The 12,400-nt window shown below is 70.0% G+C and carries 8 protein-coding genes and 1 pseudogene; 5 read left to right on the forward strand and 4 right to left on the reverse strand.

Annotation, left to right across the window (positions count from 1 at the left end):
* Positions 1-130 precede the first annotated feature (130 nt).
* The 3 genes from OG978_RS05085 (at position 131) to OG978_RS05095 (ending at position 5,143) form a co-directional block, all read left to right on the forward strand.
* A complete protein-coding gene (locus OG978_RS05085) occupies positions 131-2,329 on the forward strand; it encodes an alpha-ketoacid dehydrogenase subunit alpha/beta (RefSeq protein WP_326764026.1) in 2,199 nt (732 codons plus the stop codon).
* A gap of 37 nt (positions 2,330-2,366) precedes the next feature.
* A complete protein-coding gene (locus OG978_RS05090; protein ID WP_326764027.1) occupies positions 2,367-3,692 on the forward strand; it encodes a 2-oxo acid dehydrogenase subunit E2 in 1,326 nt (441 codons plus the stop codon).
* A gap of 113 nt (positions 3,693-3,805) precedes the next feature.
* Positions 3,806-5,143 carry an MFS transporter gene (locus OG978_RS05095; RefSeq protein ID WP_326764028.1) on the forward strand — a complete coding sequence of 446 codons (1,338 nt, stop codon included), beginning with the start codon at positions 3,806-3,808 and terminating at the stop codon, positions 5,141-5,143.
* Positions 5,144-5,270: 127 nt separating this feature from the next.
* Here the strand turns inward: OG978_RS05095 and OG978_RS05100 are convergent, their stop codons facing one another.
* The gene (locus OG978_RS05100; RefSeq protein ID WP_326769933.1) at positions 5,271-7,166 is read right to left on the reverse strand and encodes an ATP-binding SpoIIE family protein phosphatase; all 1,896 of its coding nucleotides are present in this window, start codon (positions 7,164-7,166) and stop codon (positions 5,271-5,273) included.
* 1,078 nt (positions 7,167-8,244) lie between these two features.
* Between OG978_RS05100 and OG978_RS05105 the strand changes: the two genes are divergently transcribed.
* Together OG978_RS05105 and OG978_RS05110 are read left to right on the forward strand one after the other, a co-directional pair.
* Positions 8,245-8,451, forward strand: a complete 207-nt coding sequence (locus OG978_RS05105; protein ID WP_326764029.1) for a hypothetical protein — start codon at positions 8,245-8,247, stop codon at positions 8,449-8,451.
* Positions 8,452-8,562: 111 nt separating this feature from the next.
* Complete coding sequence (locus OG978_RS05110; protein ID WP_326764030.1) at positions 8,563-9,306, forward strand: class I SAM-dependent methyltransferase; 744 nt, start codon at positions 8,563-8,565, stop codon at positions 9,304-9,306.
* On the opposite strand, the gene OG978_RS05115 is transcribed toward OG978_RS05110, so the two are convergent.
* The 3 genes and pseudogenes from OG978_RS05115 to OG978_RS05125 all read right to left on the reverse strand — a co-directional run bounded on the left by OG978_RS05115 (position 9,307) and on the right by OG978_RS05125 (position 12,358).
* Positions 9,307-9,720 (reverse strand): contact-dependent growth inhibition system immunity protein, encoded by a 414-nt coding sequence (locus OG978_RS05115; protein ID WP_326764031.1) that lies wholly within the window; start codon positions 9,718-9,720, stop codon positions 9,307-9,309.
* Between the two features lie 84 nt (positions 9,721-9,804).
* Positions 9,805-10,485 (reverse strand): hypothetical protein, encoded by a 681-nt coding sequence (locus OG978_RS05120; RefSeq protein WP_326764032.1) that lies wholly within the window; start codon positions 10,483-10,485, stop codon positions 9,805-9,807.
* 92 nt (positions 10,486-10,577) lie between these two features.
* A pseudogene (locus tag OG978_RS05125) lies at positions 10,578-12,358 on the reverse strand (RICIN domain-containing protein).
* Positions 12,359-12,400: the final 42 nt, after the last annotated feature.

The following is a 12,400-nucleotide window of genomic DNA, read 5'->3' on the forward strand; positions in this document are numbered from 1 at the left end:
CATTGCGCCGCCGTAGGTGCCGTAGTCAATGGACATTCCCGAAATCTGAACGTAACGGTCCGGTAACGAGGTATTGGCTATGGATCCATTCGCTGCGACAGTGCTCACCGAATCACACAGGAGAGTGCTCATGCCCACACACCGGAAACTGGCCCCCGCCTCACCCTGGACCGAGGTGACGGCGACCAAGAAGGACTGGCACGGCGCGGACCCGCGGCTACTGACCTCGATGTTCGCCCAGACCCTGCTGATCAGGACCTTCGAGGAATACGTCCTCGACCTCGCGGGCCAGGGGCTGGTCCACGGGCCGGCGCACTCCAGCATCGGCCAGGAGGGCGGCGCCGTCGGATCCGTGCTGCCACTGACCGGCGCCGACTTCGTCGGCGGCTCGCACCGGGGACACCACCAGTTCCTCGCCAAGGCACTGGGTTACGTCGCACCCGACGGCATCGACCTGCGCCGGCCCGTCGACGAGGAGGTGCGCACCGTCCTGCAGCGCAGCCTGGCCGAGATCTGCGGCCTGGCCAGGGGCTTCTGCCGGGGGCGGGGCGGATCCATGCATCTGCAGTGGCGCGAGGCCGGGGCCATGGGCACCAACGCGATCGTCGGCGGCGGCGTGCCGCAGGCGGCCGGGTTCGCCTGGTCGGCGCGGCAGGCCGGCACCGATGCCGTCTCGGTGAGCTACTTCGGGGACGGCGCGGTCAACATCGGCTCCGTGCTGGAGACGATGAACCTCGCCGCGGCCTGGAAGCTGCCGGTCTGCTTCTTCATCGAGAACAACAAGTACGCCGTCTCCACCCACGTGGACGAGGCGACGGCCGAGCCCCGGCTGTCGGCGCGCGGCCTGGGCTTCAACATCCCCAGCTGGCGCGTGGACGGCATGGACCCGCTCGCCACGTACCTCGCCATGAGCGAGGCCGTGGACCACATGCGCGCCGGTGGCGGGCCGACCATCGTCGAGGCCGAGGTCTACCGCTTCTTCCACCAGAACGGCCCGTTCCCCGGCAGCGCGTTCGGCTACCGCACCAAGGACGAGGAGAAGGAGTGGCGGGCCCGCGACCCGCTGGCCCTCGTCTCGCAGCAGCTCGTCGAGAACGGCGTCCTGAGCGCCGCCGAGATCGAGGAGTGCACCGCGCGGGCCAAGGCGGTCATGGCCGCCATCGGCGACGAACTGCTGGAGCCCGACCCCGACGGCAAGCCGGGCACCCGCCGCATCAGGCCCGCCGAATGGCCCGACCCGTCCTTCCGCGACGTCGGCATACGGGGCGACCTCAGCGAGTTCGAAGACGTACGCGTCGCCGACACCGGCACCGGGCCGGATGCCTTCCAAGGGCGCCTGGAGCAGCGGAAGTTCATCGACGTCGTGGCCGAGGTGATGAGCCGGCGCATGGCCGAGGACTCGTCGGTCGTCGTCATGGGCGAGGACGTACACCGGCTCAAGGGCGGCACCAACGGCGCGACCAAGGGTCTGGCCGAGGCCCATCCGGATCGCGTCCTGGGCACGCCGATCAGCGAGAACGCCTTCGCCGGGCTCGCCGGCGGCATCGCGCTCGACGGCCGGTACAAGCCGGTGGTGGAGTTCATGTACGCCGACTTCATGTGGGTCGCGGCCGACCAGATCTTCAACCAGATCGGCAAGGCCCGGCACATGTTCGGCGGCGACGGACAGGGGTCCGGAGTCCCGCTCGTCCTGCGCAGCAAGGTCGCCATGGGCACCGGCTACGGCTCCCAGCACTCCATGGACCCGGCGGGAATCCTCGCCACGGCCCCCGGCTGGCGGATCGTCGCCCCGTCCACGCCCTTCGACTACGTGGGCCTGATGAACTCCGCGCTGACCTGCAAGGACCCGGTCGTCGTACTGGAGCACACCGACCTGTACAACTCGGTCGGTCCGGGCCCGGTCGACGACTTCGACTACTGCCTTCCGGTGGGGAGGGCGGCCGTGCGCCGCACCGGATCGCGGATCACCGTCGTGTCGTACCTCGCGATGACCAACTACGTCCTGGAGGCCGTCGAGCAGCTGGGCCTGGACGCCGAGGTCATCGACCTGCGGTGGCTGGACCGCGCCAGTCTCGACTGGGACACCCTCGGCGCGAGCATCCGCAAGACCAACAACGTGCTCATCGCCGAGCAGGGCCCCATCGGCACCTCGTACGGCGGCTGGCTGTCCGACGAGATCCAGCGCCGCTACTTCGACTGGCTCGACCAGCCGGTCGAGCGCGTCCAGGCCGGCGAGTCCTCGCCCAGCATCAGCAAGGTGCTGGAGCGGGCGGCCATCGCACGGACCGAAGAGGTCGTGGCCGCGCTCCAGCGGGTCACCGGGAACTGACCCTCCCCGTACGAGAGAACACCCAGGAGGGTTGATCATGGCAGAACTGTTCCGAATGCCCGCCGTGGCCGCCGATGCGGCAACGGCCGTGCTGTCCGCCTGGCAGGTGGCGGAGGGAGCGTCGTTCACGAAGGACGACGCGCTGGTCTCCATCGAGACCGACAAGGCCGAGGTGGACGTCTCCGCCGAGCGGGACGGCGTGCTGCTCAAGACGCTGTACGAGGCCGGTGTCGAGATCGAGGTCGGCGACCCGATCGCCGTGCTCGGCGCCGTCGGCGAGCAGGCCGGTGACCTCGACGCGCTGCTGGCGGAACTCGGCGTCGGTGTCACCGCGCCCGGCGAGGCCCGGCAGGCGGTGCGCCGGGACGTGCCGGAGGAGCCGATCGCCGAGCGCCCGGCCGCTCCGGAATCCCCTGCACCCTCCGCCGCGCCGTCCTCCGGGGAGCCGGATCGCGGCGGGCGCGTCTTCAGCAGTCCGCTGGCCCGCAGGCTGGCCCGGGAGGCGGATCTCGACATCGAGGTCCTCACCGGCACCGGGCCCGGCGGCCGCATCGTCAGGCGTGACGTCGAGGCCGCGGTCGCGGTCCGGCGGACTCCGGCGACGGAGGCGCCCGTGGCCCCGGCACTCCCGGTGGCCGCCTCCGTGCCGCAGGCCGCCGCCCACGCCGACACCATCGACAGCGGCGACCACGAGGACATCCCGCACAGCCGTATGCGCCGGGCGATCGCCAGGCGCCTGACGGAGAGCAAGCAGCACACCCCGCACTTCTATCTGCGGGCGACCTGCGCCGTGGACGAGCTGCTCGCCCTGCGGCAGCGGATCAACGCCGTCAGCCCGGTCAAGATCTCGGTCAACGACCTGCTGATCAAGGCCGTCGCCACGGCACACACACAGGTGCCGGAGATGAACGCGGTGTGGCGGCCGGACGCCGTCCGCCGGTTCCGTACCGTCGACGTGTCGGTCGCGATCGCCACCGACACGGGCCTGGTGACCCCGGTGCTGCGCGGTATCGAGAACCTGTCGGTGTCGGCGATCGCCACGCGGACCCGGGCGTACGCGGAGCAGGCTCGCTCCGGGGCGCTGCGCCCCGCCGACCTCGAAGGCGGCTCGATCACCGTGTCGAACCTCGGCATGTACGGGGTCGAGGAGTTCGCCGCCATCATCAACCCGCCGCAGGCCGCGATTCTGGCCATCGGCGCCGCACGTGACGAGGCGGTGGTCCGCGACGGTGCGGTCACCGCGGCCAAGGTGCTCGGGGTGGTCCTTTCCGTGGACCACCGTCCGGCGGACGGCGCCGTGGCGGCGCGCTGGCTCGCAGCCTTCACCGAGGCCGTGGAGAACCCGGTCCGGCTCGTCGTCTGAACCCACCCCGGCGGCCGGGCGGCCCGCGGCGTCACCGTCGTAGGCCGCCCGACCCCGCCCCCCAGGCCGCAGTCCGCGTCCGACGGCTGCCAGAGCACTCCAAGAGGACACCGATGTCTTTGATCCGCGGTTCCCGCACGCCCAGTGCGGCCATACCCAACGAAACCCCGCGCGATGCGCTCGGCGAGCTGGACCAGCGCAATCTGCGGCGGCTGATGCCGCTGCTGCTGGCCGCCTACATCATGTCGTTCCTGGACCGGACCAACATCGGCCTGGCCAAGGAACGCCTGGAGGTCGACCTCGGCATCTCCGCCGCGGCCTACGGGCTGGGCGCCGGGCTGTTCTTCCTCACCTACGCGATCTCCGAGGTGCCCAGCAACCTGATCATGTACCGCGTGGGCGCCCGCTGGTGGATCACCCGGATCATGCTGACCTGGGGCGTCATCTCCGCCTGCATGGCCTTCGTACAGGGTGAGAAGTCCTTCTACGCCATGCGGCTGCTGCTCGGCGCCGCCGAGGCCGGGCTGCTGCCGGGCATCCTGCTCTACTTCACCTACTGGTTCCGCTCCGAGATCCGCGGCAGGGCGATCGGGCTCCTCCTGCTCGGCGCCTCCATCGCCAGCGTCGTCGGAAACCCGCTCGGCGGACTGCTGATGGAGATGGACGGGATCGGCGGCTGGCACGGCTGGCAGTGGATGTTCGTCATCGAGGGCGTCCCCTGTCTCTTCCTGGCGTTCGTCATCTTCCGGTTCCTGCCCGACAGCCCGGCCGAGGCGCCCTGGCTGACGGCGGACGAGGCCCGGCTGGTCCAGGACGCGGTCACCCGCGAGCAGACCGAGGGCGCCGAGGCGGCCGGCAACGGCTCCGGGTCCGGCTCGCTGCTGACGGTCCTGCGCGACAAGCAGATGCTGCTGGCCATCTTCGCCAACTGGACGCACCAGGTCGCCCTGTACTCCGTCGTCTACTTCCTGCCCGGCATCATCGGCGGCTGGGGCGATCTCTCGCCGTTCACCATCGGCCTGCTGACCGGACTGCCCTGGCTCACCGCGGCCGTCGGTGCCGTACTGGTGCCGCCCCGCGCGACCACACCCCGGCGCTCCCGCAACTTCGTGGTGGTCGGCCTGCTGATGATGTTCACCGGCCTCGTCGTCGCCGCCGTCGCCGGTCCCGTGATCGCCCTGCTCGGCTTCTGCTTCACCGGCCTGGCGTTCTTCGTCGTCCAGCCCCTGCTGTTCAACTTCCCCGCCACCCGGCTCTCGGGCAAGACCCTCGCGGGCGGCCTGGCACTGCTCAACACCATCGGCATCACCGGCGGCTTCGTGGGCCCCTACATCATGGGCTACGCCGAGGACGCCACCGGCAACCACCTGTCCGGCCTGTGGGTGTCCATCGTCCTGCTGGCCCTCGGCGCCCTGGCTGCCACACGGCTGCGCTTCTCCCCCAAGTCCTGACGCGCGCCGGGGCGTGGGCCCCGCGGGACGCCCCATCTGGTGGGGCGGTCCTGCGGGGCCCACGCCCTGTCATCGGGCACCCGTGCCCGGGCGCGGAGCGCCCGGTGCCGGCATCGGCCGAACGGGATCAGCCCGCCGGAACTCCCGTATCCGGCAGGGACCGTCGTCCCCGGGGCAGGTCCAGCTCGAACCACACCACCTTGCCTCCGGAGACATCGGCTGCGCCCCACCGCTGTGCCAGTGCGTTGACGACGTGCATCCCACGGCCGGTTTCGTCGGTAAGCCGTGCCCTGCGCCGCCGGGGCAGTTGCGCCGAGTCGTCGCCGACCTCGCAGCGCAGCGAATCGGTCCGCAACAGCCGCAGGCTCACGGGCCGTTCCGCGTACCGCACGGCGTTCGTCACGATCTCGCTCACCAGGAGCTCCGCCGAGTCCGCGAGTTCCTCCAGACCCCAGCCGGCAAGCGTCCTCCGTACGAGCCGCCGGGCCCGCCCCGGGGCCTCGTGCACCGGTTCCAGGAACCAGTGCGCCACGTCACTCGGCGCGATCCCGTCGAACCGCGTCGCGAGAATCACGATGTCGTCGTCCCGGTCGCCCGGGCCGAGCATGCCCAGCACATCGTCGCAGAGGGCCTCCAGCGACGGCGCGCGGTCCGGCCCGGTCAGCCGTGCAGTGGCGGCCACCCGTTCCCTGAGCTGCTCGATGCCCAACCAGACATCCCGCATCCGCGACTCGACCAGTCCGTCCGTGTAGAGAAGCAGCGTCGCGCCCGTGGGCGCGTCCAGCTCCACGGCCTCGAAGTCGACACCGCCCACCCCGATCGGGGCGCCCGGGGGCACCCTCAGCACCTCTGTCCGGCCGCCGGGATGCAGGAGTACGGGCGGCGGGTGGCCCGCGTTGGCGATGGTGATCGTGTGCGCGACCGGGTCGTACACCGCGCACTGGCAGGTCGCCATCCGGTCGTCCCCCAGCCGTCGTGCCTGCTCGTCGAGCCTTCGCAGCACCTCATGGGGCGGCAGGTCGAGGCCGACGAGGGTCTGCGCGGTGGTGTGCAGCTGACCCATGATCGCCGCGGACGTCATGGAGTGGCCCATGACGTCGCCGACGACCAGGGCGACCCTGCTCCCGGGCAGCGGGATCGCGTCGTACCAGTCGCCGCCGATCCGGGCCGTATCGGCGGCGGGCAGGTACCGGGAGGCGAGCTTCACGCCGGGCGGCTGCGGAAGGGACCGCGGCAGCATCGCTCGCTGCAACTCACCCGCGATGTACGCCTCGCGCCCGTACAGTACGGCCTTGTCCAGGGAGATCGCCGTATGCGTGACCAACTGGGCGGCGACCAGCAGGTCGTTGGGATCGAAACCCGGTCGCTCGTACCCGCGCAGGAAGACGGCGACCCCGATGACCCGGCGCCGGCCGCGCAGCGGGGCGAGAATCGCCCGGTGCCCGTCGGGCAGTGGGTGGTCGGTGCCGAGCAGCCAGGGCAGTGCGTCCCGGCCGGCGGCCGAGCCGCCGAAGACCGGACGCACCCCGCGTAACACCTCGGCGAGCCCGCCGCCCGGATGAACCTCACGCAGCACGGCCGGATCGGCATCGGGTGCGAAGAGCCCGTCGCGCTCGTCCGCCGGGCGCAGCCGGTCGTTGCGGCGCAGCCGCAGCATGAACGGGGAGACCGGTCGTTCGTCGCCCACCGGAAGCGGGTCGCGCAGATATACGAAGATCTCGTCGGAGAACGACGGAACGGTCGCTCGGCACAGCCCGAGCACGATCTCGTCCAGATCCATACCGCGGGCGATCCGCCGGGTCGCCGCTCCCACGAACCGCATGGAGTCGTCCGCTCGCCGCAGCTCGACCTCGCTGCCCGGCCCGTCCGTGCTGGTGGCAGGGTTGTTCGGGGTTGTGCGGAACAACCCGCCATCGCCAGGAGCGGACTGAGGGCCATAGCCGGTTCCGCTTCGCACTGGCTGCCCGGGAATGACTGTGCCGCCGTGTTCCTTCTCCGCGTTCCGGGTTTCCCTCCAGCCCATGTCCTCGGCCGCCTCCTGCACGGCCTCGTGTTCCCGGTCGAGGACGTCCCGGGCCTTGCGCAGAGTGGCGTCGACCTGGTCGAGCGCGGCGTCATCGGCGGTGCCGGTCAGCGGGCCGGGAATCTGCAGGTCGGTTCCTGCCCGGGGCTGACCGCCCAGAGCCGAGCCGCTCCTGAGATCACGGAGTTCGTCCTCCAACGCCTTGATACGGCGGGCGGCGTGATCGGCCACGCGCTGCGCCGTGTCCCGTTCGGCCTCGGCCCGGCCGAGCTGCGAGCGAAGGTCCTCCGACTGCCGCACAGCGCGCTCAAGGCGGTTCTCCGCCATCTCCACATCGACGGGGAATGAATCGTCCGCGCTGCGCAGTGCGTCCAACCGCCTTGTGAGCTGAGCGACTTGCGCTTGCGTCTGGCCGAGCAGCGCGAAGAGCACGGTGGCCACCTGGAGAGCCTGCTGCCTGGCCTGCTCACTGACCTCGAAGGCCTGCCGTACGCGATTGAGATCCTCCAGCGCGGCGATGGTGCGTTGCTGGGCCTCGACGAGTTCGTGCGCCGGGACGGCCGGCTTCCCGCCGGCGGTGACGGGCGTGGGAGTCGTGTGAGCGGCGCTCCACAGCGGTTGCAGCTCCTTGAGCCGCTCGGCGGCCCGCGGTCCGGTCTCGTCGGGGAAGCACACATCGGCAACGGCTTCGACGAGGTCCCATGTCAGGGCGACTCCGGAGAGTTGCTCACGCAGCTTGCGCAGATCGGGGACCACACCCGAACGGAAGTGCTCGGAGGTAAATCGGGTACGCAGCTGGGTCACCGACACGTTGGAGGTGTCGAGCCAGGTCCGCAGGATGTGAACGAGATCGTTGATCTCCTTGCACGAGCCGCGTGCGGGCGCCCAAGGCCGGCCGGGCCGCTTCAAAGTCCCCACGTCATCTCTCTCAGGCCAAGTTGTTCCCCGGACAACCCCATGTTGTCGCGTGGACAACATCCAACCCTCTCGACCGGCCCTCATGCAGGTGGATCGTTGTTTCGTGCCGCGCTCGACAGCGCGCCCGCACCATGCATGTGAGCTCGAAGGAGGAGTTGTTGTGAACCTCACCCATACGGCGGTGCTGCTCATGGCAGTCGCGCTGGCGGTGATCTTCGCGTGCCTCGTGGCCGGTATCGCGTTCGCCGTCGCTCGCTGGGGCGGCGCCCAGGTGCCCGAGGCCCTCGCCAGGTCGGGCAAGGCGCTCGCGACGACCCTGACCGTTGTCAGCGCGGTGATGGCTGTGGTGGTGACCGTGCTGAAGTAGGAGAAGTGTTCCCCGGCCGTTGTCCCGATCCTGACGGTGGCTCACCACTGGCGGCACGCCTCGGAATGCATCCCAATGACCAAGTGAGTGGTGGCGCGTAGTGTGACGCGCATGCTTCCAGCAGACTTCTACACGGGTATCGTCGCGCAGCTCTACGGGCCGTTGAAGAGCCACCGTCCGGACCCTCGAACGTATGCTGACTTCATCCGTGAAGCCGGGGAGCCGGCGCTGGAATTGGGGTGTGGGGACGGCGATCCGCTGATCGAGCTGCGCAGGCGGGGCCTGGAGGTCGAGGGCGTCGATTCGTCGGCGGACATGTTGGCCGGTTGCCGTCGGCGGGCTCGCGAGGAAGGCATCGACGTCGTGGTCCACCACCAGCGGATGGAGGCTCTCGACCTGCCACACCGCTACGGGGCGATCTTCCTCGCCGGACCGACGTTCACACTGCTTCCCGACGATGCCACTGCCCTGGCGGCCCTGACCGGCATCGCCGCCCACCTCGTGGAGGGCGGTACCGCGCTGGTGTCCGTGTTCGTCCCGGAACCCACTCCGGCCGGGCAGTTGGGGCAGATACGCCGCGCCACGGCGGATGACGGCGCCGATCTCCGCGTGTCCGTGGTGTCCGAGGAGCGTGACGAGACCACGCGCACCCAGACAACCGTGCTGCGTTACGAACGGCACCTCGACGGCATCAGTACCGTCGAGGACCGGCCGTGGCTGTTGCACTGGTACACCCGCACCGGCTTCGAGTCCCTTGCTGCGGCCGTCGGCCTGCGGGTGGTTTCCGTCACGGATGCGGACGGCAACGCCGCCGCGAGCGACGAGACCGACCTCCGCTTCAGGCTCCGTAGGTGATCAGGGACGCGTGACGAAGCGGGTGAGTTCCTCGGCGGCGCCGCTCGGCAGGTCGGCGACCAGCGCCGCCGGCAGAGTCGTGATCACGGCGCGCAGCCGCGCGGCAAGGTCCGGCAGCACGGCCCAGGCCGAGCCCGGGGCTTCGACGGCCGCGAGCAGCAGGTCCCCCTCGTAGAAGTACGCCTCCAGCAGTGGGTCCTCGAGCAGCAAGCGCACCGCGAGTGGGAGGACGTGCGGCAGGGACACCTGCTGGCTGACCAGCGTGCGCAGATCCGCCGGGCGGAGTTGACCCAGCGGCGTGCACCGCAACTCATGAACCTTGCGGACCAGGTGAGTCGCGTCGGCGTCCGGAGCCGCCCATCGGGGCGGGTCCAGCTCATCGAGCGCGCGGTCGAGATGCAGCAAGCGATCCATGAGGTCATTCTCCGCCTGAATCGGCACCACCATCAGGGCACTGCGGTACTACGAGCAGCAGGGCCTGCTCCACCCCGGCAGCGGCTACTCGACTTCCTCGAAACTGTAGCTGTAGCCCTTGCGGCCGATCCCGACCTGCACGGTCCGGAAACCGGGCTCGCCGTTGTCGGCGTGCTCGCCCCAGTACTGGCACTTGTAGCCGGTGTCGGCTCCGAAGTCGAATGCCTTCGCCGCGGGGAGCTTGTCGCAGGCAAGCTTGCTCGCGTCGGTGCGCCCGGACTCGGAGCCGTAGCTCTCGTTGATCATCTGGTAGACGAGCTTGTCGACCAGCAGGCCCTTCTTGGGCTCCTTGGTGTACGAGATGAAGCTGCTGCCCGCTGTGTAGCTGTCGCTGATCTTGACCTCGTAGGGTATCTCGGCCCCCGCGTACGTCACCACGCACTGGCTGACCGCGCCCGCCTTCCGGGTCACGCCCGCAGGGCACTTGGCGCTGGTCTCACCGGCGACCTTGGCGATGCTGAGCACGTCCTCGCGCAGCGCGTGCTCCACCTTCTGCGCAAGGGGAGCGCCGGCCTCGGGGGCCGGGGTGACCCGGAGGGCGTCGCCGCCGCGCATGTGCACGTCCGGCTGTGCACCGGTGACGGCCACCGGGAGGGCCTTCGCCGCATCGGCCGCGGCACCGCCCTGGGCGGTTTCGGCGGAGCTGCAGCCCGCGCTGAGCAGGGCCACCGCGGACACGCCGATCATAGTTCTGGGGAATCGCATGGAGGAGAGCGTAGACGCCACCACTGACAGGCCTTGCCCAGGGCGTGGCAGAACTTGGGCCCCACGGCGGATCACCGTGGGGCCCAGTACGTCTACGGAGTCACGTCGGTGACTTTCCACAGCTGGTTCGCCCCGGAGTTGGGCTGCCAGGTGGTGACGGCGGCGCCGTCGTTCGTGGCCTGGCCCCCGACTTCCAGGAGCTTGCCGGTCCCGCTGTTGACGAGCGTCCAGGTGCCGTCGCCGGTCGTCGACATGATCCACCGGGTGGCCGCGTCGCGCCGGCCGGTGTCGGGTTCGACGACCGGTGCGCCGTTGCGTACGGCAAGACGCTTGCCGCTCGCCGCGCTGGTGAACACGTACCGCTTGCGATTGTCCGCGGCGTCGCCGCTGATCTGCTGGAGCTGCCGGTCCTCGGCGAAGGCTCCGGCCTTGATGACGAGCTCGCTGCCGTCGTCGGCGACGGTCAGGCCCTTGCCGCTCTGCACGCCGGTCAGCTCGTAGGTGTGGCCCCGGCGCAGGGTCGCCGCGTCCTTCGCCGCACCGGACACTCCGTCGACGACGAACGAGGTCACCGACTGCGCGGGCACCGTGAAGGTGGCCTTCTTGTCACCGACCGGAACGGCTTGGTGCCGTTCCAGCTTGCCGGCGGCGCTGGTCACGACGGGTGTGACCGTGGCGTCCCGATCGATCCGGGCGAACTTCGACAGGTCCAGCGTCACGGTGCGGGCGTCCGTGGTGCGGTTGACATGGACGACGGTGGCGCCCTTGCCGGACTGCGCGACGGCGGCGGCGCTGGAGGTTTCGTCCGTCTTGATCAGCCGGTCGCCCGGCTTGATGTAGTGCGTGAAGTTGCGGCCGGTGTCGAACTTCGTGTTCGTGTGGACCGGGCAGCTGGCAAGGGTGTCCTTGGAGGTGCAGCTGAACAGGACCTGGATGCTGCCCCAGTTGCCACCCTTGGCGGACTCGCCGCCGGGCTTCATGTTGTCGTAGTCCTCGACCGGTTGCCAGAACACCCAGGCGGTGGGCTCCAGTTCGCGCAGATCGTCCACCATCTGCTGGGCGAGGCCGAGGCCGGGCCGCATGTCGGTGAAGGACTGTCCGTCGCCCCAGTCGCCCTCGACCTCGCTCATCCACAGCGGCTTGTCGGCCGCCTTGGCGAGGTCGCGGACGGTGGTGCGGCCGCCCGTTCCGTACGTGTGGACGTTCATCTGCCCGACGAGGTTCTTCACGTCGGCCGGGTAGCTGTTCCAGTTCGTCGAGAAGATGCCCGGGTTGGTCTCGTCCATGGCCGAGATCTCCGCACCGGTCTTCGCCTTCTTCAGCGCGGGTGCGAGGGCGCGTATGACCTTCTGCTGAAGCTCGGGGCCTATGTGCGCGCCTTCCTGACGGCCGCCGTTCGGCTCGCCGTCGGCGCCCAACGTGGTTTTCCAGTAACCGGTGTTGGGCTCGTTGAACGGGTCGACGGTGTCGACCTCGATGCCCTCCGCCTTCTCCAGATGCTTCGTGGCGCCTGCGACGTACGCGGCGAAGTCGTCGACCGATTCGGCCTTGAGCTGGTCCTCGGTCGCGTCGAAGCCCCCGGAGACGTACCCGCTCTCCGTCATGAAGTACGGCGGTGAGTTGCTGAACGTCTCCCAGTGGTCGATGTCGTCCTTGATCCGGTCGACCCACCAGCGCTGCGTCGCGTCGGCGTTCGGGTTCCAGTCCGCCGGGTCGTCGGCGCTCCACCAGTCGGTGTCGTCGCGGGTGGTGCCCTCGGGGGCCTTCCGAACTTCTGCTGCTGGTACGAGGGGTCGGGGGTCACCGTGACGGTGGCTGTCGACGACGCGGCTGTCACGGGCGGGGCGGTGGTGAGGGCGACTCCGGAAACCAATGCGGCATCGGACTGAGACGTCGCAGATCAGCGCCGACAGAA

It is taken from the genome of Streptomyces sp. NBC_01591 (assembly GCF_035918155.1).
In the GTDB taxonomy this organism is placed as follows: domain Bacteria; phylum Actinomycetota; class Actinomycetes; order Streptomycetales; family Streptomycetaceae; genus Streptomyces.